This is a genomic window from Pantoea sp. CCBC3-3-1, from assembly GCF_007981265.1.
Classification (GTDB): Bacteria; Pseudomonadota; Gammaproteobacteria; order Enterobacterales; family Enterobacteriaceae; genus Erwinia.
This window is the reverse complement of sequence record NZ_CP034363.1, coordinates 4124516-4146638: the sequence shown is the minus strand read 5'-3', so window position 1 is coordinate 4146638 and position 22123 is coordinate 4124516. Positions and strand designations below refer to the sequence as shown.

24 protein-coding genes and 2 pseudogenes are annotated in these 22123 nt (G+C 54.1%); 23 read left to right on the top strand and 3 right to left on the bottom strand.

All coding sequences use genetic code 11. The annotated features are described in order from the left end of the window. Positions 1-28: 28 nt before the first annotated feature. Genes EHV07_RS19375 through EHV07_RS19365 form a run of 3 tightly spaced genes read right to left on the bottom strand, consistent with a single transcriptional unit; the run spans position 29 to position 2018 of the window. Complete coding sequence (locus EHV07_RS19375; RefSeq protein ID WP_371419702.1) at positions 29-370, bottom strand: PTS lactose/cellobiose transporter subunit IIA; 342 nt, start codon at positions 368-370, stop codon at positions 29-31. Next, the gene (locus EHV07_RS19370) at positions 370-1698 is read right to left on the bottom strand and encodes a PTS sugar transporter subunit IIC (RefSeq protein ID WP_147199776.1); all 1329 of its coding nucleotides are present in this window, start codon (positions 1696-1698) and stop codon (positions 370-372) included. The genes EHV07_RS19375 and EHV07_RS19370 overlap by 1 nt, the downstream gene beginning before the upstream one ends. Beyond that, the gene (locus EHV07_RS19365) at positions 1698-2018 is read right to left on the bottom strand and encodes a PTS sugar transporter subunit IIB (RefSeq protein WP_147199775.1); all 321 of its coding nucleotides are present in this window, start codon (positions 2016-2018) and stop codon (positions 1698-1700) included. Before EHV07_RS19365 ends, EHV07_RS19370 begins: the two co-directional genes overlap by 1 nt. Before the next feature lie 298 nt (positions 2019-2316). Here EHV07_RS19365 and EHV07_RS19360 point away from each other — a divergent pair, with 298 nt between their 5' ends. From EHV07_RS19360 to EHV07_RS19255, 23 genes and pseudogenes are all read left to right on the top strand, one after another. Further along, a complete protein-coding gene (locus EHV07_RS19360; protein ID WP_147199774.1) occupies positions 2317-3336 on the top strand; it encodes a LacI family DNA-binding transcriptional regulator in 1020 nt (339 codons plus the stop codon). Positions 3337-3491: 155 nt separating this feature from the next. Next, positions 3492-3736 (top strand): annotated as a pseudogene (locus EHV07_RS19355) (zincin-like metallopeptidase domain-containing protein); the annotation flags it as partial. 449 nt (positions 3737-4185) lie between these two features. Continuing rightward, positions 4186-4464, top strand: coding sequence for an SDR family oxidoreductase (locus EHV07_RS24975; RefSeq protein WP_254446275.1), 279 nt, complete (start codon positions 4186-4188; stop codon positions 4462-4464). Positions 4465-4589: 125 nt separating this feature from the next. Further along, entirely contained in the window at positions 4590-4934 is a 345-nt protein-coding gene (locus EHV07_RS24970; protein ID WP_371419701.1) for an SDR family NAD(P)-dependent oxidoreductase, read from the top strand. A gap of 187 nt (positions 4935-5121) precedes the next feature. Then, entirely contained in the window at positions 5122-5292 is a 171-nt protein-coding gene (locus EHV07_RS25230) for a helix-turn-helix transcriptional regulator (RefSeq protein ID WP_371419700.1), read from the top strand. Between the two features lie 460 nt (positions 5293-5752). Continuing rightward, positions 5753-6141: pseudogene (locus tag EHV07_RS24960) on the top strand (site-specific integrase); the annotation flags it as partial. A gap of 316 nt (positions 6142-6457) precedes the next feature. After that, positions 6458-7333 (top strand): ParA family protein, encoded by an 876-nt coding sequence (locus EHV07_RS19335; RefSeq protein ID WP_147199773.1) that lies wholly within the window; start codon positions 6458-6460, stop codon positions 7331-7333. Next, complete coding sequence (gene dnaB-PI, locus EHV07_RS19330) at positions 7326-8696, top strand: SPI-7-type island replicative DNA helicase (protein WP_147199772.1); 1371 nt, start codon at positions 7326-7328, stop codon at positions 8694-8696. Before EHV07_RS19335 ends, dnaB-PI begins: the two co-directional genes overlap by 8 nt. Continuing rightward, positions 8693-10363, top strand: coding sequence for a ParB family protein (locus EHV07_RS19325; protein WP_147199771.1), 1671 nt, complete (start codon positions 8693-8695; stop codon positions 10361-10363). The genes dnaB-PI and EHV07_RS19325 overlap by 4 nt, the downstream gene beginning before the upstream one ends. After that, positions 10356-11066 (top strand): DUF2786 domain-containing protein, encoded by a 711-nt coding sequence (locus EHV07_RS19320; protein WP_147199770.1) that lies wholly within the window; start codon positions 10356-10358, stop codon positions 11064-11066. The genes EHV07_RS19325 and EHV07_RS19320 overlap by 8 nt, the downstream gene beginning before the upstream one ends. Before the next feature lie 6 nt (positions 11067-11072). Continuing rightward, positions 11073-11669 (top strand): DUF2857 domain-containing protein, encoded by a 597-nt coding sequence (locus tag EHV07_RS19315; protein WP_147199769.1) that lies wholly within the window; start codon positions 11073-11075, stop codon positions 11667-11669. Beyond that, positions 11666-11914 (top strand): hypothetical protein, encoded by a 249-nt coding sequence (locus EHV07_RS19310; RefSeq protein ID WP_102891651.1) that lies wholly within the window; start codon positions 11666-11668, stop codon positions 11912-11914. Before EHV07_RS19315 ends, EHV07_RS19310 begins: the two co-directional genes overlap by 4 nt. A 100-nt stretch (positions 11915-12014) precedes the next feature. Then, positions 12015-13250: an STY4528 family pathogenicity island replication protein gene (locus tag EHV07_RS19305; RefSeq protein ID WP_147199768.1), complete on the top strand. Its 1236-nt coding sequence runs from the start codon at positions 12015-12017 to the stop codon at positions 13248-13250. A gap of 378 nt (positions 13251-13628) precedes the next feature. Next, positions 13629-14342 (top strand): PFL_4669 family integrating conjugative element protein, encoded by a 714-nt coding sequence (locus tag EHV07_RS19300; RefSeq protein WP_147199767.1) that lies wholly within the window; start codon positions 13629-13631, stop codon positions 14340-14342. A gap of 1 nt (position 14343) precedes the next feature. After that, positions 14344-14898, top strand: a complete 555-nt coding sequence (locus tag EHV07_RS19295) for a hypothetical protein (RefSeq protein WP_147199766.1) — start codon at positions 14344-14346, stop codon at positions 14896-14898. 15 nt (positions 14899-14913) lie between these two features. Further along, the gene (locus EHV07_RS19290; protein ID WP_147199765.1) at positions 14914-16935 is read left to right on the top strand and encodes a DNA topoisomerase III; all 2022 of its coding nucleotides are present in this window, start codon (positions 14914-14916) and stop codon (positions 16933-16935) included. Between the two features lie 643 nt (positions 16936-17578). Then, positions 17579-18049, top strand: a complete 471-nt coding sequence (locus EHV07_RS19285) for an STY4534 family ICE replication protein (protein WP_147199764.1) — start codon at positions 17579-17581, stop codon at positions 18047-18049. A gap of 60 nt (positions 18050-18109) precedes the next feature. After that, positions 18110-18646: a single-stranded DNA-binding protein gene (locus EHV07_RS19280; RefSeq protein WP_147199763.1), complete on the top strand. Its 537-nt coding sequence runs from the start codon at positions 18110-18112 to the stop codon at positions 18644-18646. A 133-nt stretch (positions 18647-18779) separates the two neighbouring features. Then, on the top strand, positions 18780-19217 hold the full coding sequence (locus EHV07_RS19275) for a DUF29 domain-containing protein (protein ID WP_147199762.1): 438 nt from the start codon (positions 18780-18782) through the stop codon (positions 19215-19217). 138 nt (positions 19218-19355) lie between these two features. Further along, positions 19356-20021, top strand: coding sequence for a PilL N-terminal domain-containing protein (locus tag EHV07_RS19270; protein ID WP_147199761.1), 666 nt, complete (start codon positions 19356-19358; stop codon positions 20019-20021). Further along, on the top strand, positions 20018-20770 hold the full coding sequence (locus EHV07_RS19265; protein WP_147199760.1) for a hypothetical protein: 753 nt from the start codon (positions 20018-20020) through the stop codon (positions 20768-20770). The genes EHV07_RS19270 and EHV07_RS19265 overlap by 4 nt, the downstream gene beginning before the upstream one ends. A gap of 11 nt (positions 20771-20781) precedes the next feature. Next, positions 20782-21504: a TIGR03759 family integrating conjugative element protein gene (locus EHV07_RS19260; protein ID WP_147200674.1), complete on the top strand. Its 723-nt coding sequence runs from the start codon at positions 20782-20784 to the stop codon at positions 21502-21504. Next, positions 21483-22118, top strand: a complete 636-nt coding sequence (locus EHV07_RS19255) for a transglycosylase SLT domain-containing protein (protein WP_147199759.1) — start codon at positions 21483-21485, stop codon at positions 22116-22118. The genes EHV07_RS19260 and EHV07_RS19255 overlap by 22 nt, the downstream gene beginning before the upstream one ends. Positions 22119-22123 lie beyond the last annotated feature (5 nt).

The window sequence follows — 22123 nt, the reverse complement described above, 5'->3', positions numbered from 1 at the left end:
GTAAATTAACGATATTGAGTAGCGGGAATTAATGCGTCGCCGTTTTGCTGATTTCCTGAATCTCCTTATGCAGGACGATTAACTCTTCAACTAAATCGCGGCAGAGCATGGCGTTCATTAAGTGATCCTGAGCGTGAACCAGAATCAGGTTCACCGGCACTTTGCCGCAGCCCTCATCGGCACCAATCAGCGCCGTCTGGATTTTATGTGCCTGACGCGAAGCCTCACTGGCGCTTTTCAGCAGGCTTTCCGCCTCTGACCAGTCGTGCTGCCGCGCAGCCTGAAGCGCCTGCATTGAGGCAGAGCGGGCTTCTCCCGCATGGATAATCAGTTCCATTACGGTGCTTTCCATTTCCGACATCTCACTCATCATTTCATCTCCTCGGTCAGTGTCACTTCCGACATGGCGGCTTCCTGCTCGTTTTCCTGAGCCAGCAGCTGGCGCTCGTACATTTTGAAGAAAGGGTAATAAATCAGCGTCGACAATCCGATAAGCAGAAACACCAGCACGATTGCCCGCCAGTCCCAGCCTGTCGACCAGGCCGCGCCAATCGGACCTGGCGTAGTCCAGGGAGCCAGCGAAATAACGTGGTTAACCAGGTCGGTGCGGGTAGCCGTCCAGGCGATAACGGCGTTGATCAACGGCGTGAGAATAAAAGGAATAAACAGCAGGGGATTCATCACTACCGGCGAACCGAAGATAATCGGTTCGTTGATGTTGAACATGCTGGGCACCAGCCCCAGTCGCCCGATCGAGCGTAAATGGGCAGACCGGCTGCGCAGATAAAGCAGCACCAGGCCCATGGTTCCGCCCGAGCCGCCAACTACGATGAAAAATTGCCAGAACGGTTCAATAAACACTTTAGGAATGGCTTCTCCCGCGTTCAGCGCTTCCTGATTCAGGCCAAGATTGCTCAGCCAGAACGCTTGCAGAAGGCCGCCAACAATTGCTGCGCCATGAATACCGGCAAACCAGAGCAGGTGGCAAAGCAGCACGGCAATCAGCACCGCGGGGAGGGAATCGGCCGCCGAGATAATGGGAGCGAACATTGCCATAATCGCTTGTGGCAACAGCAGCCCAAAATGGCTTTCAAGGAACAGATTAAAAGGATAGAGCGTTAAAAAAATCAGCAGGATCGGAATAAGCAGATCGAAAGATTGCCGTATTTTTGGCGGCACCTGTTCAGGTAATTTAAAACCGATATTATATTTCTGTAAGAAATGCATTAATTCCGTGCAGTAAAGCGCGATCAGAATAGCGGTGAATATGCCTTCTCCGCCTAATGAACTGACCGAAAGCGCACCATCCTTTTGTGGGGCGGCAACGACCAGGAATGACATTAGAGCCAGTGACGCCGCCATGAGTCCGTTCATTTTATAACTTTGTGCCAGGTTATAGGCAATTGTTCCGGTAATATAAACCGCCATAATGCCCATGGTCATGTTATAGGGCATCATCAGCTGGCTGTTATATTGTCGAACCATGCCTAACCACCATTGTGCGAATCCCCACTGGCTCTTCTCGCTAAAAGGCGGATGGGAAAAAAGCAGCATAAACGAGCCGACAATCAGAAAGGGCATCGCAGCAATAAAACCATCTTTGATTGCCACCACGTGCCGCTGTGATGAAAGCCTTGCCGCAACCGGACTGATTTGATTCTCAATCACGCCAAACAGCGTAGTCGCCAGTGTGTTCATTAAGCCCCCTTATGAGACTCAACCAGTGAAATAGCAGCACGAAGGATTTTTTCGCCATTGAGCATGCCGTAATCCATTGTATTAATCACGGCGACAGGCTTGTTAAGCTCATCCGCATGTTTTTTAAAATCAGCCAGTTTATATTTAATTTGTGGTCCTAACAGACAGCAATCATAATCGGACAGTTTTTCAGTAAATTCTTCCATTCCGACCGCATCAATTTTTGATTCCACAGCCAGCTGCTGTGCGGCTTTTTCCATTTTCTGTACAACCATGCTGGTAGACATACCTGCGGAGCAACATAATAATATTTTAATCATAATTACCTCCTCTTTTTTAATAACTTTTACTCAGCATTTCCCTCTTCTGCAACCGGTTACAGATTGGTTTGTTGTTTTTTGTGATCTGTCGCGCAATCGTTAATTAATCGCTATTTACAAGGATATTGATGATGATATGAGAGCGGTTTCATATTATTTTTATCTCAGGTTTTACTTTCAATGTGTTATCGGAACAGTGCTATTATGGTCATGGCCGGGATCTGAGCAGGGCGGAAACAGAAGATTCCAGCGGGAGTTTTTTGGATGCAAGGGTCAGGGAAGCGAGGAGAGCAGTCAGATGGTAACGATGTTGGATGTGGCTAAACGCGCGGGCGTGTCGAAAGCGACCGTTTCTCGCGTGCTGGCGGGTCATAATTATGTTTCAAAAACCGTGCGTGACAGAGTGATGTCAACCGTCGAGGAAATGGGCTACCGGCCTAATGTCCATGCCCGGAGCCTGGCAACCAATCGCTCTGACAGTATCGGTCTGATGGTGCCTAATACCTTGTATAACGGTCCCTTTTTTAGCGAGCTGCTGTTTCAGGTCGCGACGCTCACCGAGCAGCTTGGCTCACAGCTGATCCTCGCCGATGGTAAGCACAATGCCGAGCAGGAGCGCGAGGCCATTCAGTTTCTGCTGGATACGCGTTGTGATGCCGTCATCGTCTATCCGCGCTATCTGAGCGTTGAAGATATTGATGCTTTACTGCCAACCATTTCTAAGCCGTTGGTGGTGCTTAACCGGCGGCTGCAACACTATCCGCAGTATGCAGTCTGTGCCGATCATTACAGTGATACTTTTGAAGCCGTCAGCTGGTTAATCGGGCAGGGGCACCGGGAAATTGCCTTTATTAAAGGAATGGAAAACTCCGCCACCGGCCAGAGTCGCCTTGCCGGCTATCTGTCAGCTCTGGAAAAACATCAGATTGCCGTTAATGATGCGCTGATCCTGGCAGGCTGCTGGACACCTGAAAGCGGAAAGATTGCGGCCACAGCATTATTGAACCGCAAAGTGGCTTTTTCCGCGATTGTCGCCAGTAATGATGATATGGCGATGGGCGCGGCGAACGCGCTTCATGCTCAGGGAATAAACGTGCCTGGTGACGTATCGTTACTCAGCTTTGATAATATTCCTGTCGCATCCTACTTTATTCCTGCGCTAACGACCGTACACGTCCCGGTAAACGAAATGGTCGCCAGTGCGCTAATGCAGCTGACAAATATGCTGGATGGGCAGAATGTTGAGGCGCTTCCGCTGATTCGCGGAAAGCTGATGCAAAGAGAGTCGGTGGGAAAGGGACCCTATTATTCAGGCTGAACAAAAGCTGAGGCCCGGACGTTTTCCGGTTATACGTAGCGCCGTATGCTTTTATCACGGGTTCGCTTTTTGTCTATATCCCTTATTTCGGCATTGATCCTCAGCCTTATGGCTGGCTGTTTGCCGTTTGTGGGGCTGCGAGTATTAAACCGCTCACTGATGAAATTGTGATGCCGGTGGCAGAGCTGTTTTTACCGAAGCGGACTGTTGGTCCAGGCAGCTGCACGAACTGGTACACAGTACCGGTCATGCAAAACGTCTGAACCGGGAGGGGATAACCGCTTCGTCGCGCCAGCCTGGCGATCCGGTTTATGCGCTCGAGGAACTTATCGCCGAAATGGGCAGTGCGTTTTTATGCGCGCGGCTCGGTCTATTCGGTGAAGTGCAGCATGAGAGCTATGAAGGATTCAGTCCCCCTGGAATCCATTGTTGCTGCCGACTAATCGCTGATGGCAATAAATCAATAAACCAATGGCCACCGTTAATACCGGTGGCTTTTTTTGCTCAATTGGGAACGCCGTTTTCTTGCCAGGTGGTTGACGTGGATTCCCTTGGGCACTGCAGCGTGGGGGGAGGTGATAATTGGTAACTTGTTTAATAATGAGCTGCGCAGGGTATTGTATACCCCTGGTCCTTACTTAGGACTATACCCATTAAAATTGGCGAATGAGTGAAAGCAGATTCATTAAGTAAAGGCTCCAAAGATAAGGCTTTATGGCAGTACTGGCTTTCTGCGGTTGCCTTTTATTATTAAGAGGGTGTAGTCTTCCCAACTGTATTTCTCCAATCATGGTGTGATTTTCAATTCGCTATAAGCAGGTATTTAAAAACTATCTTGAGGGTTTCCGAATGTCAGCAAAAACAGTTCTAATAACAGGTGCGCTTTCCGGAATTGGCGAAGAATGTTGTCGCCAGTTTGCGAATAACGGTTATAACGTAATATTTTCCGGTAGAAATACCAGGCGAGGCGAGGAACTACAAGAGGAGTTGAGGAACGTTAATTCTCATAGCTACTTTGTGCTCGCTGATGTTGTGATTGAAGAACAAGTCGTCTCTTTAATAGAAAAAGCCTGTCAAATATACGGTAAGATTGACACGTTAATTAACAGCGCGGGAACAGAAGGCTAGCCCGCGCCACACGATCAGACTACCGTCGAAGACTTTCACCGGGTATTTGATACAAACGTCCTGGGAACACAGCTTGTAATGAAGCATGCTTTGCCTGTTATGAGCAAACAGAGGAGGGGAGTTTAATTAATATCTCTTCGCAAGCCGGATTGGTCGGGATCCCAGGGGCAAGCGTATACGCCGCCAGTAAACACGCAGTCAATGGGCTTACACGTTCCGCAGCACTGGAGGTTGCAGCTAAAGGCGTCAGGGTTAATGCAATTGCACCGGGCCCCGTAGAGACTGATATGTTTGACCGCTTTGTTGGTCGGAATGAAGAAGCGAAAGCAGAATTTCTCAGTAGAATGCCTACCGGACGTATAGCCACCACAGGGGAGATTGCTGGCACAGCTCTATTCCTCGCTTCTGATGCAGCTCGATCCATCATAGGACAAATTATTACAGTTGATGGTGGATACTCGGTTGGTTAGAACGACGTCTATAGAATCTATGTTCACTCATTGTAGATATCTCTCATAATCTGGACTGAGGCAGGGCAAACTGATGTCGGGTTGATCTGCCTTTCAGTTGTCTGCAAGGTTTTCCATAGGGGCGGTGGAGCAGGAAACTGATACCTACACAGGTGACAGACCAATAATTGCCGGAACATCAAAGTTTATGAAAGTGTCCCCCTATCAGGGGGTGCATCTTACTGCTAATGAGGCCAGGGTGCTTTTCTTTATTCTAAAGGGGATGAAAAGGAAAAAAATTGCAGATGTGATGAATATGTCGCTTATGAGCTATGACTATTATTTGCGGAACATCAAATTGAAATTCCATACTAACTGAATAGTAAATCTTATAGAGATTTGCATTGAGCGGGGTTATCATGAAAACTTTCCTTTTCAGATGATTATGTAATATGTTAAAGGCTGTGACCTATGAGAATTCATAGGTTTTTATTTTTTACTGTTTGATTCCCTCACCCATTAATATTACCCTACGCATGTTGAAGAACTGAAGTTGATGGCTTTTCTTCATCACAATAAGTGCAACGCCAGGGAAGTATAAGAAGATAGAGAATTATTTAAAAAAGATACGCTATTTTTATGCGTTTAATAGTGTATCGCTAAAATTTATTAATGTTAAGTCTGTAATACCATTGTGCGCTGAATACTAATCTGGCTACCATAACATGGTATTCAGCGTTTTTTTAAGACTATAGCAAGAGCAATGCATCTAACCCTAAAATTTTTTCTTTTTGAGAAAGGAATTCATGTGGCGGATGTCGTCTTGATCTGCGCAGGATGTTGACGTTTTGCATTCAACCGGTATGCGGCAGAACCAGCTATTGCACGTCCGTCTGACGGACGTCAATCTGGAAGTTAACTCCATGTTGCTCTGTAAAGAGGGGAGTAAAACCCATGGTGAGTGGCTGGTACCTGTGGTTAGTTTTGCGTGCCCGCGTATGCACATCGCTTCCGCCATACTCTGGCAACAGAAATGATGAAATTACCGGACCGTAACCTGGCAATGGTGAAAGGATTACTGGGGCATCGGAGTATCAGCACGACTATGGAATAGATTGAATGAGATTTGAAGGTGACAGGACAGGCTTTAGAGGATGAATTGTCACTGTATAGGGATGTGATCCCCGCCAACAGGGAGGAAGTCAGACACACCTTTAACAAGCTGTGAGAATCTTCATTGATCGAAAAAAGGACACCTGCGTCAACAGGTGTCCTTTTTAGAGGAACCTGGCTATCCATATCGAGTGTGCAAATTCGGAAAACACTGCGATATCAACTTACCAGTTCCTTCGTTCCGCCCGTTAAAGGGTTACCTCTAACCAGCGTGCTTTGATGCAAATTAGTGGTGCCCGGACTCGGAATCGAACCAAGGACACGGGGATTTTCAATCCCATTGCCGAAATGTTAAAGATTTAGCCTCTTTGTTATAAAGATGTGATTATTCATTTGGGCATACATCCAAAACCTTGATTTGGATGTGCAAAATGAAAATACTTCCCGTTATCTCTCCCAAGGGTGGAGAAGGCAAATCCACGTTTGCTGCTTACGTTGCTGGCTTTCTTGCTGACGCCGGCCTGAACACCCTTCTTGTCGATGCGGATTATTCCCAGCCGACTGCCAGCAGTATCTTTGCGCTGGAGCATGAAGCGCCTTTCGGCCTGTATGAGCTGCTGATGCAGATGGTCAGTGACCACACACAGTGCATTTCACAGACCGCCATAAAAAATCTTGATGTCATCTACTCCAACGACCCGGACGAGCTGTTGCCGACGGCGATGCTCCATGCTGCTGATGGTCGTCTGAGACTGCGTAATATACTTCAGCATCCTTTCTTTAGCCGTTACGACGCCATCATTGTGGATTCAAAAGGCGCAACAGGCGTCATGACCGAACTGTCTCTCCTGTCATCGTCCGGGAACGTGATGGGGGTGGTAAAACCCATTCTGCCGGACGTCCGCGAATTTATCCGCGGTTCCCTTCATATGCTTACCCGCCTGAAAACGTATGAAAATTACGGTATCCGCCTCCCGGATATTTCCATTCTCGTCAACTGTATCGAAAACACCCTGCTGGACCGTGAAGCGATGGACGGCCTTGCCGCCATCATTAATGGAAAACATTACGACGCCACTGCGCTGGGCAACCGGGACGTTTATCGTCTGCTCGACACCCGTATCGAGGCGCTGGATATTTTCAAGCTCGGGCACGTCAAGCAGCAGCCCGTGCATCGTCTGGAGTACAAAACGCGGCGCAAAGGCACGGCCGCAGCCGTCACCATGCACGACCTCGCCTGCGAACTGTTCCCGGAGTGGAAATCCCGCTTCAGTGACGTTCTGACCCGGGAGGTGCGCCATGTCTGAGATGATAATGCCCTGCTCCTATGAGGCTGAGCAGGCCGTGCTCGGCGGACTGATGCTTGATAACGACCGGTGGGATGAGGTGATACTGCAAATCTCCCCGGAAGATTTGTTTTCCCGGCCGCACCGCATGGTCTTCCGGGTAATGGCTGAGCTCGCCGGCGAGGGGCTGCCGCTCGATCTCATTACCATCACTGAGCGCCTTGAAACCCGGGGTGATCTGGTTCATTGCGGTGGTTTCGCCTATCTGGCTGAAATGAGTAAAAACACGCCGTCTGCCGCCAATATCCTGGCTTACGCGGGAGTTGTGGCGGAGAAAAGCCGCCTGCGGCAGCTCATGACGGTGGGTAACAGTCTTCTTTCCGATGTGCAGGCCCCGAAAGCGAACTCGGCGGGCATCCTTGAGTTGGCCGAAGGTAAGCTGTTCAACATTGCTGAACAGGGCGCCATGCAGCTCAACAGTGAGACCGGCGTTAACGAGGCGCTGGATAAACTGCTGACGCAGCTGGAAAGCATGACCGCCAGCGACGGCCTCACCGGGACACCGACCGGATTCAGTGAGCTGGATGCGATGACCTGTGGTCTGCAGCCCGGCGATCTGGCGCTTCTGGCTGCACGCCCGTCAATGGGTAAAACCTCCCTGGCGATGGCGTCCTGCACCGCGGCCGTAAGAGGAAAACCTGACGATTTCGTCTTTGTGTTCAGCCTTGAAATGCCCGCAGAGCAGCTGATGATGCGCCTGCTGGCGATGGAAGGCCGGGTGGAGCTGAGCCGGCTTCGCAGCGGCAATATGGACGATGAGGACTGGGCCCGGGTGTCTGAGGCCACCGGTCGCATCATTGAGTGGCAAAACCGCCTCATTATCGATGACACCAGTTACCAGACTCCGGCCACACTGCGCGCCCGAGCCCGGCGTTATGTCCGTAAATACGGCCGTCCCTCTCTCATCATGCTGGACTATCTGCAGCTTGTCCGTTCACCTGAGCAGGAAAACCGTACCCAGGAAATCTCAGAAATTTCCCGCTCGCTCAAGGCGCTTGGCAAGGAGCTGGGCTGCCCGGTACTGGCGCTTTCCCAGCTTAACCGCCAGGTGGAGCAGCGGCCCGATAAACGGCCCAACAATGGCGACCTGCGTGATTCAGGGGCGCTGGAGCAGGATGCGGACCTCATCATGTTTATTTACCGGGATGAGGTTTACAACCCCACGACCCCTGATACCGGGGTGGCTGAAATCATTGTCGGTAAACAGCGGCAGGGGCCAACCGGCACGGTGAAAATTAAGTTTGACGGGCGTTATACGCTGTTTTCGGCATTTCAGGAAGGCAGCTATGACTTCGGTTATCACAGCGGGAGGAAAGAGGCATGAGCCGTAAACGTTCTGATGTGGGGGCGGCCATGCTGCAGCCCGGACGCCAGTCGCAGGCAGCCGGCAATATCAGTGTTATGCCGGCGGCTGAAATGCCCATGGTGCTGACGCTCGACCAGTTAAGCCCCAATCCCGATAATCCGCGGACGTCGCGCAACCCGCGCTATGACGATATCAAGGCTTCCATCCGTTCGCGCGGGCTGGACACGGTGCCCAAGGTGACCCGGGATCCGGATGGTGAACCCGATATCTACATTTTCAGCGACGGCGGGAATACCCGCTATCAGATCCTGTCCGAACTGTGGCAGGAGACCGGCGAAGACCGGTTTTTCCGCGTCCACGTGCTGTTCAAACCGTGGCCGGGACGGCTGCAGTGCGTTATTGGCCATCTGGCAGAGAATGAGGTGCGCGGGGACCTGAGCTTTATTGAAAAGGCGAAGGGTATCCACAACGCCCGCGCTATCTATGAAGAGCAACTGGGAAAAACGGTTTCATTGCGCCAGTTGTCCGAGCTGCTGACCCGTGAAGGCCTGCCGGTTCATAATTCAACAATCAGCCGCATGGAAGACGCGCTGAAATACCTTTATCCGTGGATCCCTGACCTGCTGGAGTCCGGGCTCGGCAGGCCACAGGTGGCGGCCCTGCTGGCGCTCCGGCATGATGCGGAACGCGTGTGGGATGCGTTTTGCCTGCTTTCAGACACAGGAGAAAAATCCTTCAGCGACGTTTTTGGCCAGTGTTGTGGCCGCTTCAACTCGCCGGAACTGTGGTCTCAGGAGATGTTCCGTGATGAACTGATCGGTGATTTACTCCAGGCATTGCCCCACCCGGAGCTGGACTATGACCGCTGGATGATGGAGCTTGACCCCAAAGAACGCAACCGCCGGCATCACTTTGGTGACCCGGAGCCGGTTGCCCTGCCTGCCGCAGACAAGCCTGAAACCGCCCTGCCTGCCATCGTATCAGATGAGGATGAGAGCGTCCCGCTGTCTGTTTCCGCTTCACGTCCTGAGGTCCCAGCTGTAACGCCCGTTCCGGGGAATGCGTCATCGCCTTCTGAAACACCAGTTAATGACACCCCCCGGCATGAAGTTCAGCCGGATATGTACGGTGCCGCGCCGGTCATTTCAGGTGAGGGCGGGGAGGTCAGCGGGCTGGTTACTTTCTCTGAAGGACATGGAGAAGAGGACAACAGTGAAGACGGCCTGCTTTCCCTGCTGACACCTGAGCCTGAAGTGGTCACCCGGGATGATGCGCCGCTCATTAATGACAGCCTCTGGCATGTGCCGGCCCATCAGGACGATATCGAACACCTGCAGAATACCGCTTTTCGTCTGGCATGGGAGCTGGGGGAAGTCCTGGGTTGTGAAGATGAAATTTTGCCGCAACGCGACAGCGATATATCCGCCGGTTACGGCGCGGCAGGTGAGGTGTGTTCTGAGGCGGCCGCATTCCTGCTGGGCCTGACCGGCGATGCGCCTGCAGTGCATCCGGCAGCCGGTGTCTGTGACCTGGCGGTGCTTTTCACCGGCGGGCCGGGGGAGCGAGAAACCCCCGCACTCAACGATGATGATGCCATGAAGCTGCTGCGCCTGATGCGTGTGATGCGCCGTCTGCGGGAGCTGCAGCGCGGCGTGAAGCCTGAAGAGGAGAAGACTGATGAATAACCCACAGCGACAGCTGCGGCTGCTGAATCTGGTCAGAAAGCTGCTGGAGCTGGGCCGCAGCAACAGCAATCCCCATGAGGCCGGTCTGGCACTACAGCGGGCACAAAAGCTGATGTCTCGGTATGGCATCACCGAACTTGATGCCGGCCTGTCATCCGTGCGGGAAGTCTCTTCCTGCACGGCCCCGTCAGAGGCTGAAAAAATCCCGGAATGGATGGTGAGCATGGTGTGGGGTGTCTGTCATGCCTTTGGCTGCCGCGCGTATTACTCATGGCGTCAGACATCTGCCGGGTCTCGCCGCGCCGTGACCTTTTACGGGTTCAGTGAAAAACCGGAGATAGCGGCGTATGCCTTTGATGTGCTGACGCGCCAGCTCAAGGATGCCACAACGTCTTATCTCAAAACCCAGAACAGGCGTCTTAAGCTGGCCACGCGCCGGGCGAGAGCGGAACAGTTCCGCGACGGCTGGGTATGCGGGGTGCGTGAGGTGATATCGGCGGCTGACCTCAGCCGCGAAGAGCAGCAGGTGATGAGCCACTGGCTGGAAAGCCGCAGTATGAAAACCGTCACAACCCGTGAGCTGAAAGCGTGTCGCGGGGCAGATACAGCACGTTATCAGGGGTACGAGGCCGGGCAGAATGCCCGTCTTCATCAGGGTGTCAGCGGCCGGAGTCCGGCAGCCATCGGTTACCGTGAGGATTAAGGGGGAATGATGAACAGTTTATCTCAGGCTGCGAACGGGCTTCTGATGCAGCTGGTAATGGATCTCAGAAGTGGCTATCTGCGCCGCTGCGAATCACTGGGGCTTAACCGGGAAGAAATGCAGATGCTGCAGGGGCTCTCGCTCGAAGAGCTGCACTACCTTTCCGGCAGTGAGGTGTCGATCATCAGTGTGGGCATCAATCACGGCAATCTGGTGCGCATGCTGCAGCAGGCCCGGACGGAACAGAAACGCCTTCAGCGAATCGACCGGGCGCTGGCGCTGGGCGGTTCCATTGAGCTGATGGCGCATTATTTCGGGCTGTCGAGCACGGACGTGGCGGCCCGCCGGCGTATTGCCGGTATCGATGTCCGCCCGGGGCGCGGTAATGCACTCGGTGATGACGATAATGCTGCGCTCTGGCGACAGTGGCAGAAGTCAGGTGTTGACGACGCGGAAAGTGCTGACGGGCTGGACGTGATGATGCTGGCTGCAGAGCAGATGAACGTCTCGCTGACGTCGGTCTGGCACGCCGTTCGCGGCTGGCACCGTACCCGGGAGATGCAGACGCCTCCTGCCCGGGCGGCGGTAAGGAAAACGGCATGAAATACAGGGTGGTTGCGCCGGGTCTGCGTGCCCCTCACGGTACGCCGCCACAGTGCTGTCAGAAGGCGTTACGCCAGGTTCGCCGCTTCCGTCAGGGGGCGCGTAATTACACCCGGCTTGATGAAAAGGGGTGTGGTTACTACAAAATCGATCTGGGTCCGTTCTGGCGGCTGCTGAGCCGCAACGAAGGCCGGACGTGGCTTCTTCTCAGCCACGAACGCTATAACAGCGCCATACGGAAATAGCGGCATGCCAGTCTGTTTACCCTGCACCCGTACGCGGGTGCAGTACTGAGCATACTGACAGAACAGAACGGCCGCGAGGGTGGCCAGAAAAGGAAGAATAATGACTCTGCCTGCAGAAAGCCTGATAGCTTACACGCTGGACAAGATGAATGCCCGTCTTGCGGCCAACCCCCGGCGGGACGAGGGACGGATACGTAATGGCCTGCTGTTTACCGGCAATGTGCATGATGCCATTCCCCGCCGGCTGTTGCTCGATACTCGCCTGTCCCCGCTGGACAAGATGGGCTGGATGATGATCCGCCTGTATGCACAGAATAATGAAGGGGCGGTTTTCCCGAGCTATGACGAACTCCAGCTTCAGCTTGCCTCGCCCGGAAAAGGAAAGGCTTCAAGGGAGACGGTCAGCCGCGTCCTGCTGATGCTGCGAATAACCGGCTGGCTCAGTCTCTGCAAACGTGTGCGGGATGATAAAGGACGGGTGCGGGGTAATATTTACGCCCAGCATGATGAGCCGCTGTCCTTCAGCGATGCGGAAGCGCTCGATCCCCGTTTTCTGGACACAGTGGCAGACGCCTGCCTGAGTAAAAACCGCACCGTCAGCCAGACCGCCCGTGACGTTCTGGACGATATCAAAAATGACCCCACCATGCGGCATTACCGCAGCCATCTTGCGCTGATCGAATCGCGCCTTGGCCATCCACAGACAGCCAGCCAGATGGCGAAACATCACAGCCGGATACCCCATCCTGCACCGGGTTCGGAATCCGGACTCAGTCAGAGCCGGCAAAAAAATGCCGCCGGAAAACCGGGTTCGGAAACCGAACTCAGTAAGGAATCGTATGGAAAACCACTGAGTTCGGAATCCGTACTGCCAGTAAAATCAGGCGGTTATGACCGGGTTCGGAAACCGAACCATTACGTACGTAGTATCACACACAGTGTGAATAAAAATACGTACGTACCGGGCAAATCTGTGCTGCCTGACAGCCTGAAGGAACTTATTCCGGCAGAAGATCTTGCCATGCTGACCGCCCAGCTGCAGGGACTGCCTGAGGAGCAGGCGGAACTGGTGCTGCTCAGCCTGCAGAAAGTGATGGCACGTCAGCGGCTCAGTAATCCGGTGGGCTGGTTGCTGGCCGTGATGAAAAAGGCCCGTGAGGGCAGGTTGTATGCGCCCCGTCAGGCTGATGATCTGCCAGAGCGTGCCGCGCATAAATCCGTCCGGCGTCCTGAACAGCAGCTGTGGAAGCCAGAACCACACACCTCTGCCCGCCCGGTATCAGAGGAAAATATCCGTAATCTGGTCAGGGATATTCGCAGTAAGCTAAAAAGCTGAGCGGAAAAAAACTACCCGTTGCAGAAGCGGCTAAAAAAAGCACAGTGCTGCCAGTGGCAGCAGTGGATAAAAAATGTACAGCGCTGCCAGTGGCAGCAGTGGCTAAAAAATGTACAGTACTGCCAGTTGCAGCATTGGCTAAAAAACATACAGTGCTGCCAGTGGCATTGCTGTGTAAAAAATATACACCGCTACCGTTGGCTGTATTTAATTGGTCGCCAACGTTATGTTTTGGTTACTTTTGACCAATATTTTCACCTCTCTCAATCAAGAATTCACTTCTTTACGGATCTGGTTTCTTGTTGTCCGGAACATCTTACCTGAAGAGTATCAGTGCCTCGGGTCGAACCTGACCGGGATCTAACAGGAGATGGCTGTATGACTACAGAAAATGAAACGCGAAGCGATAAAGCGGGTGGACTCACCTCCTCCCTGAAAATCGAGATCCACTCAAATTATGCTATCCGTCTCTGGGAAGGTCGCCAGCAATCCCAGTCAAAGGCGGGGGAAAAGAAAGTACGGCATGCCATTATGAGTATGCCACAGGCGATTAAGCGCTCAGGGGTCATCTATCAGGACTCAATTGAAGATAATCCGTGGGCAGATGAGGCGATGTATAAAGTTGAGATGCTCTTGAATGCAGCTGGCGAGCATATCCAGCACCGGGTTGAAGAGCTTGAAGTCATATTGAAGTCTGTTCCCCCCGCGGTATCATTTTCCGATATTGTTTCCACATCACCTCTTAATATAGGCGTGTTCAGCCGCTCCCCGCTGGGTTACAGATGTGTCTGGGTACTCGTCGGCTATGATCAGATGGCGCTTAAAGCATTTCAGGCTGCCCATTATGGTCTTATTTCCCGCAGCCAGCGTGATGAACTACTGAGTCATGGTGCTCACCTCATTCGTAAAGTATATGGCGTTTTGCGACTGTACCGGACCGTCAAAGTAAATCGTTCTGACATTGCAGCCCAAACGCCTGCCTCACTTCAGGCCAAAGAAAAGCTGGGATCACCCGATCCTGAAATCTTCTCTGGTAAGAAGCGTTCTTCTTTTTCTCCTCCTTTACGGAAACCCCTGTCAGAGGAAAAATAATATGATCCGCTTATTGTTTCTTCCTGCCGCCTTCTTTTTATTAAGCGGGTGCGCAACAACTGACTGGGCTGCGATTAATAAACAGGTCAGTGACACAGCTGCAAACCTGACCAGCACTCTGGGTGGCAGCAGCAGTGGTGAAAGTGGCGGGATGCCGCTGATGAGCCCGGCGGGGCAACAGGCCATGCAGTCCGTCGATAAAACGTTCTCCGTGCCGGTCGATGTGGATACCGCAGCGGCCCGCCTGAAGCGACATTACAAATTTATCTCCACGCAGGAGCTTGAGGCACTGCGGCAGGCTTCAAATGACGGGGACTGGAAAGCGGCGGCTGAAGATGATGCACATCCGGTCTGGGACGCCATGCCGGGCAGCTACTACAAAATGGGCTCAGACTGGAACGGGCGTGATCACCTGGATATCGAAATCGAGAAAAACGGGTCCGGCAGCAGGCTGTATGTCATCTATCGCTCATCGTCATCACAGCGTCTGGCCGGTTCCGGCGTCACGAAGCTGATGAATGATGTCCGCGCTGTGGCTGCGGGCGAAAAGCGCTGATGCGGGAGGCACTATATGCAACTCTTTCTGTGTGAAAAACCCTCCCAGGCAAAGGACATAGCCCGCGTGCTGGGTATCAGCAAGCGTGAGCAGGGATTTATCAGCGGCGGGGATACCGTGGTGACCTGGGCGATTGGCCATCTGCTCGAAACGGCAAGCCCTGAAGCTTATGGTGAGCAGTATGGCAGGCCGTGGCGTGCCGATGTTCTGCCTGTACTGCCTGAAGCCTGGAAAATGGTCGTCAAGGAGCAGACAAAATCGCAGTTCACCGTTATCAGTAAGCTCCTTAAAAAGGCATCTGAGGTGGTCATCGCCACCGATGCCGACCGTGAGGGAGAAGTTATCGCGCGTGAGCTGCTGGAATACTGCCGCTACAGTGGCGCGGTGCGACGGCTCTGGTTATCAGCCCTGGATGAGGCCAGTGTGAAGGAAGCACTGAGCAGTATTCTTCCGGGAGAAAAAACAGCCCTGCTGTATGATGCCGGCAAGGGCCGGAGCCAGGCTGACTGGCTCATCGGCATGAACCTGACCCGCCTCTATACCCTCAAGGCCCGTGACTCAGGGGTGTCAGAAGTGCTGTCCGTCGGGCGGGTACAGACGCCGACGCTTGCCATGGTGGTTAACCGGGATAATGAAATCACGTCCTTCGTGCCAAAGCCCTGGTGGCAGGTACATGCGCTTATTGAAAAAGAGGGCGTCCGGTTCCGGGCAGGCTGGGTGCCCGTTGAGCAGTACTGTGATGAGGAAAAGCGTTGCATCAATCCCCAGGCTGCCCGGGCGGTGGGGCAGCTGTGTCAGCAGCAGGGCAGGGCTGCGGTACTGGAAGTAACACAGAAGCGGGAGAAAACGGCGGCTCCCCTGTGTTTTGACCTGGGCACCCTTCAGCAGGTCTGTTCCCGAAAATTCGGCATGGGCGCAAATGATGTGCTCGCCATTGCCCAGTCCCTTTATGAAACCCACAAAGCGACCACCTACCCCCGGACAGACTGCGGTTTTCTGCCGACATCGATGCAAAAAGAAATACCCGAGGTCCTCGCGGCAGTGGCAAAATCCGATCCGGCTGTGGCCCCGGTACTGAATCAGCTGGACAGGCAGTTTGTCTCGCGTGTCTGGAATGACAAGAAAATCACCGCGCACCATGCCATCATTCCCACCCGGCAGGCATTTGATATGTCGCGCCTCAGCGCCGATGAGCTGAAGGTCTACCAGCTGATTCGCCAGCATTATTTCGCCCAGTTCCTTCCGCTGCAGGAATCTGACGTAACGGAGGCGTCTTTCAATATCGGTGGCCAGTTGTTCCGCACACGCGGGAAGGTCGGTGTGGTGACAGGCTGGAAGTCATTGTTCCAGGCTGAAAAAGATGATGATGAGGAGGACACCGATGGGGACAGCATGGCACTGCCGGCGCTGGCTAAAGGGGATATCTGCGCGGTCACCGGTGCTGAGGTTAAGGATATGAAAACCAGTCCGCCCAAACCGTTTACGGAGGGGACGCTGATTGCTGCCATGAAGAACGCGGCCAGTTTCGTCAGTGACCCGAAGCTGAAGAAAGTGCTGCGTGATAACGCCGGTCTGGGCACAGAGGCGACGCGAGCGGGCGTGCTGGAAACCCTCTTCAAACGACACTATCTGGAGAAAAAAGGGAAGCACATCCACTCAACGCAGATGGCCCGTGAACTGATTGCTGCGCTGCCGGAAACGCTGACGAGTCCGGGTATGACTGCCTTGTGGGAGCAGGCACTGGATGATATTTCTCAGGGGAAAATGTCGCTTGCCACCTTTATGCAAAAGCAACTGCAGTGGACGCGTCACCTTGTCGAAAAAGGCCGCCAGGACAGTGTGAAAATCACTGCTCCCGTCACACCTCCCTGCCCGCTGTGCAAGGGGCCCACGCGTAAACGAAAGGGTAAAAAAGGGGATTTCTGGAGTTGTACGCGTTACCCGGACTGCAAGGGTATTATTAACACCAACGGGAAAAAGACCACAAAGCGTAAAAAAGCAGCAACAGGGACAAAAACCGAATCATCAACTCCGTGAAGAGTTATTTCACTGTACAACACCGGGTCGGGTTCTGCTAATGTGACATACGCTTCGATATGTACTCCCTTGCCGGAGGCAGCCAGATTAACTTTAACGGGATTGATCTGGCAACCGGCACAACAGTTTGCCATCGCACATCTGGCAGGAACTGTAAGACGCATGCGCTCCGTGAAAACCGCGTCGGGAACGGATCCCCGGAGTAGTGAGATACTTTAAGGTCTGGTACAGCCCTCACGGCGTTGCTTATGCAACGCCGTTTTCATTTGCTTGTCTTATATACCGGTTGACACACGGCTTGTTTGGTTTAAAAATCAACAGTGCTTACCGCTGTTTTTTACAGCCAGCCAAAGTTTCAGCAGTCTGAGAGAAACGCCTTCGGGTGACTGCCATCTAACGTTTCACCGGTCTGAGAGAAACACCTTCGGGTGACCGGAAAATCCTCGCAGCCTGAGAGAGGATACCTGCGGGTGGTAAATTCGTTTAACCTCTGGAAACGAATGTCACTGCACAGTGACTGAGGTCCTTTCAACATATCAGACTCTCAGGATTCAGCTAATCCTGACCCCCGACGGGAAACCACTCCCGTCAGGGCAGATGGTTTCTCCGTTGTACCTTTTTTTACCTCCATGGAGAAAACATCATGTCTGCAAACAATACTTCTGCATCTGCAAAATCTGAGTACTTCAACCTGACTATCAAAGGCATCGGGTATCTCAGCAACATCCGCCAGGTTAACCATCAGAATGGCTCGTTCCTCAGCTGCGTCATCAATGCACTGAGTGGTCCGACTGATAATCCGGCCTACGTCCGTTTTGACATTTCTGTCGCAGGTAAAGAGGCTACAAGCCTTATTGCCCGCTGCCAGAAGGCCGTCGATGAAGACAAAAAAGTCCTGCTGGGCTTTAACCTGAGTAATCCGTCCACGGACATATTTACGCTGAACAAGGGCGAGCATGCCGGCGAACAGCGTGTCAGTCTGAAAGCCCGCCTGATAAAGGTGGACTGGATCAAAATAGGCCAGGACATGGTCTACAAGACTGAAAAATCTGACTCCGTGCCGCCGCAGAATGGCTCTGCCGCACAACAAAGCTACGCAGAAAACTCATTCTGATGCCCACCTGACACACCCCGTTCGCGGGGTGTTTCTTTATTCTTTACAGGAGAAATGATTATGTCCTCACGCGGCGTTAACAAGGTGATTCTTGTCGGTAATCTCGGCCAGGATCCTGAAGTGCGTTATATCCCCAACGGCAGTGCAGTTGCCACCCTTTCTCTGGCCACGTCTGAGAGCTGGCGCGACAAGCAGTCCGGTGAACAGAAAGAAATGACCGAATGGCACCGGGTGGTTATTTTCGGCAAGCTGGCAGAAATTGCGGGTGAATATCTGCGCAAAGGCTCCCAGGTTTACATCGAGGGCCAGCTGCGCACACGCAAATGGACCGATCAGTCCGGCCAGGAGAAATACACCACAGAGGTGGTGGTTAACATTGGTGGCACGATGCAGATGCTTGGCGGCCGCCAGTCCGGCAGCGGTCAGAATACGTCTTCCAGGAACGACTGGGGTCAGCCACAGCAACCTTCAGGCCCGACTCACAGCGGTCAGGCTTCAGGCAGCAGTGCCGGTGCACCACCGATGGACTTTGACGATGATATACCGTTCATTGGCTTCGGGTATGGTGTACCAAAATCGGCAATCCATGCACTCTGAATTAACGGAGCTTTGACTGTAATGACTGTCTCTGACAAACTTCAGGAAGCAACTTTTTTTGTTGCATCTTATGCTATCTCCGGAGCATATCTGTTCCGGCGGTTTCTTCACTTTTTGACTAACGGAGGCTTGTATGGGCGCACGTTACGATTCAGACGTAGTTGCCTGGGCCAGTGAACAGGCAGCTTTACTGCGTGCCGGAAAGCTCAGTCAGATTGATATTGAGAATATCGCCGAGGAGATTGAAGACGTGGGCAAAAGTGAAAAGCGTGAGCTGGCCAGCCGTATGGCTGTCTTACTGGCCCACCTACTTAAATGGAAGTTTCAGCCTAGCCATCGTGGTAAAAGCTGGGAGTTAACCATTAAAGGACAGCGTGATTTGATTGTGCGTCGTCTTAACAAGACGCCGAGCCTCAAAAATGCGCTTTCTGATCCTGAATGGCTTGCGGATGTCTGGTTTGACGCCCGCGCCAATGCTTCTAAAGAAACGGGTATTGGTCTCGATATCTTCCCTGAGGACAGCATCTGGACAAAAGATACAATTCTCAGCAGCGAATTCTACCCGGACTGATTACTGTCTGGTTCACCGCAACGCCATCCTTTCGGGTGGCGTTTTTTTTCATCCACGGAAAATCAGTTGTTAATTGAGTGAAACCGGACCGATTCCGCACAGTGAGGGCTGTTTTATCACTGTACAGGAAAATTCCGGATGAAACGTAATACCTCTCACAACATATTTTCACCAGGCAGGCTTGTTGCGGCTCTTCCTCTGCTGCTCCTTACGGGCTGTGTTTCCCAGCCGCAAAAGCTGCAACAGCGTGCGCCTGCCGACCCGACACCCGGCACCACCGTCACCCGTAACGTTCAGCCGGTCTCGCCGGACGAGTACGCGCGGACGCCTGAAGTGGTGCGTTACGATCGTTATCTGCTGGTCAGTACCGATCCGCAGGCGGCCCAGCGCGACCCTCTTTCCCAGATCATTGATATCCGCATTCCGTCATCCCTGCATCCTACTGTGGCGGATGCGCTGCGTTACGCCCTGCGCCAGTCCGGTTATTCCCTGTGTGCGACGGGCTCTGCCAACGGTGTGCTTTACCGCCAGGCATTGCCGGCGGTCCAGTACCAGCTGGGCCCGATGCGCCTGCGTACTGCCCTGCAGGTCCTGGCCGGTCCGGCCTGGCAGCTTGAGGTGGACGATGTACAGCGGGTGGTCTGCCACAGCCTGCGCGACGGCTACCAGTTGCCGGTCTCCCAGCTTCCGCCGCCGGTCAGTACCTGGTCCACGCCTGCGCCGTCAGCCATGTCACAACCGGCCATCAGCGCCCCGCAGTCCGTCCCTGTTCAACCTGTCAGCGGAGGGTTTCTGAGAAAATGAGCGAACAGCAACCTTTTCATACGGACCCCGCGCAGGCCCGTAAAAGATTCAGCTGGCGTCCCGGCCGCCGCTTCATCCTGGGCACTGCCGGTGGTGTGGCGCTGGCCGGCATTCTGGCGCTGGGTTACACCGCCTTCACACTGGGCATCTCGAATCTCGACGAACGCCTGACGCGTCTTGAATCGCAGGGCAGTACCGCGGCCTCTGCTGAGACGGTCGCGGCCCTGCAGTCTGACGTGACCACGCTCAGCACAGGTCTGCAGGACACGCGGAAAAATCTCGGCGAAGTGCAACAGCGGCTCAGCGCTGTTGCGAAACAGACCGGCAGCGATGACGCCGTGCGTCAGTCATTGCGAACCCTTCAGGAGGCACAGCTGGGGCTGGAAACCCGCCTGAGTGCGCTCACTGAGCAGCTCGCAGCGCTGAAAACACACCCCGCACCGGCCGCACCTGTCGCCGCACCGGTTAAAAAAGCAGAACCTGCGGCAAAAAAGCCCCGTCCCGCTGACACACGTCGTGCTGCTCCGTCCCTTCGCGTGGCCCGCAATGCGCCTTTTGTGCTGACGGGCGTGGAGACGCGGGGGAATGATTCCTGGGCGGCCATCGCTCCCCGGGGTTACAGCAGCCTGTCGCAGGTGACACTGGTCGGGACGGGCGAAACCGTTGCCGGCTGGACGCTGGTCAGTGCCGGTTACGGTGAGGCGACGTTCCGGGTTAACGGCCGCCTGACCGTACTCAGGGCAGAATAACGGAGCGAATGATGAAACTGAAACATACCTTTTTAGCCGCCATGCTGCTGAGTCCCCTAACTCAGGCTGCGACCACATCAGGACAGACGGATGTCAGTCAGCAGGCATCAACACAACGGACGGACTCCGCACAGCAAAACCTGCAACAGCAGGCCGGTCAGTGGGGCCTCAGTGCTGACGAGTACCAGCGTTATCAGCAGCTGATGAAGGGCCCCCGCGGTATCCAGTCGCCGGGCCTCGATCCGCTTTCCACCCTGGGTATTGAGGCGCAGACGCCGGCAGAGCGCCGTAAGTTTGCGGAAAAGTGGGTGAAGGAAGAATTTGCCCGCACCCAGAAAGAGCTTGATTTCCAGCGTGAGGTGAACGCGGCCTGGCAGCGTCTGTATCCGGGCGCACTGCCGGTCAATATGGGGAACGCCTCCGGCGTGGCGCACGACAGCGGCGGCCGGCTGGCACTGTTCGTCAGGTCAAAAGACTGCGCGACCTGCGACGCAAAACTGTCTGCCGTGCTGGCTGACAACCGGCCGGTGGACATCTATCTGGTTGACAGCCAGGGCAGTGATGATGTGCTGCGCAGCTGGGCGCGGGACCATCACATTCCCGTGGAAAAGGTCCGCAAACGCCAGGTCACGCTGAACCACGACGGCGGACGGTGGATGCGCTTTGGTAACGGCCTGATGCCGGTATTACTGCAGCAGGCGGGAGACGGTAAATGGGCAATCGCAGCATTCTGACCGGTGCGCTGGCGCTGGGCGTACTGATGGCGGCCGTCTCTGACGGTCATGCTGACCAGACGGTGCCGGAGGGTTACGTCCGCGTGGCCATGGCTCACGGGGTTCCCCCGGAAGCGCTTTACTCGGTATCACTGAGCGAGTCATCGCGCAAACTTCCCCGCGGAGTACGGCCATGGCCCTGGACCATCAATGTGGCAGGCAAAGGGTATCGCTATGAGACGCGCCTGCAGGCCTGGCAGGCGCTGCAGGTCTTTATGAAGCGTCACCCGCTTAAGCGCATCGATGTCGGTATTGCCCAGGTCAATCTGGGCTGGAACGGTCATCATTTTGCCTCGACGTGGGATGCGTTTGACCCTTACACCAACCTGAACGCCGCCGCCACCATTCTGCGTGAGTGCTGGGCGCGTAAGCCAGGCAGCTGGCTGGATGCGGCCGGCTGCTACCACCATCCCGCAGGTGGTCAGCCTGCTGCACGTTACCGCGCCATTGTGAGAGGGCATCTGGCAAAAATCAGCCCTGCACCCCGCATTTCTGCGCCGGCAGCTGAAGCGCCCCGTACGGTTGCTGCGCTCACCCCCGATCCAGGCTTCGTCTGGACTGAACCCGGGAGATAACCCTG

Coding starts and splice junctions, on each gene's coding strand:
- EHV07_RS19375 (WP_371419702.1), bottom strand. CDS start 370: ATGAGTGAGATGTCGGAAATGGAAAGCACCGTAATGGAACTGATTATC.
- EHV07_RS19370 (WP_147199776.1), bottom strand. CDS start 1,698: ATGAACACACTGGCGACTACGCTGTTTGGCGTGATTGAGAATCAAATC.
- EHV07_RS19365 (WP_147199775.1), bottom strand. CDS start 2,018: ATGATTAAAATATTATTATGTTGCTCCGCAGGTATGTCTACCAGCATG.
- EHV07_RS19360 (WP_147199774.1), top strand. CDS start 2,317: ATGGTAACGATGTTGGATGTGGCTAAACGCGCGGGCGTGTCGAAAGCG.
- EHV07_RS24975 (WP_254446275.1), top strand. CDS start 4,186: ATGTCAGCAAAAACAGTTCTAATAACAGGTGCGCTTTCCGGAATTGGC.
- EHV07_RS25230 (WP_371419700.1), top strand. CDS start 5,122: ATGAAAGTGTCCCCCTATCAGGGGGTGCATCTTACTGCTAATGAGGCC.
- EHV07_RS19335 (WP_147199773.1), top strand. CDS start 6,458: ATGAAAATACTTCCCGTTATCTCTCCCAAGGGTGGAGAAGGCAAATCC.
- dnaB-PI (WP_147199772.1), top strand. CDS start 7,326: ATGTCTGAGATGATAATGCCCTGCTCCTATGAGGCTGAGCAGGCCGTG.
- EHV07_RS19325 (WP_147199771.1), top strand. CDS start 8,693: ATGAGCCGTAAACGTTCTGATGTGGGGGCGGCCATGCTGCAGCCCGGA.
- EHV07_RS19320 (WP_147199770.1), top strand. CDS start 10,356: ATGAATAACCCACAGCGACAGCTGCGGCTGCTGAATCTGGTCAGAAAG.
- EHV07_RS19315 (WP_147199769.1), top strand. CDS start 11,073: ATGATGAACAGTTTATCTCAGGCTGCGAACGGGCTTCTGATGCAGCTG.
- EHV07_RS19310 (WP_102891651.1), top strand. CDS start 11,666: ATGAAATACAGGGTGGTTGCGCCGGGTCTGCGTGCCCCTCACGGTACG.
- EHV07_RS19305 (WP_147199768.1), top strand. CDS start 12,015: ATGACTCTGCCTGCAGAAAGCCTGATAGCTTACACGCTGGACAAGATG.
- EHV07_RS19300 (WP_147199767.1), top strand. CDS start 13,629: ATGACTACAGAAAATGAAACGCGAAGCGATAAAGCGGGTGGACTCACC.
- EHV07_RS19295 (WP_147199766.1), top strand. CDS start 14,344: ATGATCCGCTTATTGTTTCTTCCTGCCGCCTTCTTTTTATTAAGCGGG.
- EHV07_RS19290 (WP_147199765.1), top strand. CDS start 14,914: ATGCAACTCTTTCTGTGTGAAAAACCCTCCCAGGCAAAGGACATAGCC.
- EHV07_RS19285 (WP_147199764.1), top strand. CDS start 17,579: ATGTCTGCAAACAATACTTCTGCATCTGCAAAATCTGAGTACTTCAAC.
- EHV07_RS19280 (WP_147199763.1), top strand. CDS start 18,110: ATGTCCTCACGCGGCGTTAACAAGGTGATTCTTGTCGGTAATCTCGGC.
- EHV07_RS19275 (WP_147199762.1), top strand. CDS start 18,780: ATGGGCGCACGTTACGATTCAGACGTAGTTGCCTGGGCCAGTGAACAG.
- EHV07_RS19270 (WP_147199761.1), top strand. CDS start 19,356: ATGAAACGTAATACCTCTCACAACATATTTTCACCAGGCAGGCTTGTT.
- EHV07_RS19265 (WP_147199760.1), top strand. CDS start 20,018: ATGAGCGAACAGCAACCTTTTCATACGGACCCCGCGCAGGCCCGTAAA.
- EHV07_RS19260 (WP_147200674.1), top strand. CDS start 20,782: ATGAAACTGAAACATACCTTTTTAGCCGCCATGCTGCTGAGTCCCCTA.
- EHV07_RS19255 (WP_147199759.1), top strand. CDS start 21,483: ATGGGCAATCGCAGCATTCTGACCGGTGCGCTGGCGCTGGGCGTACTG.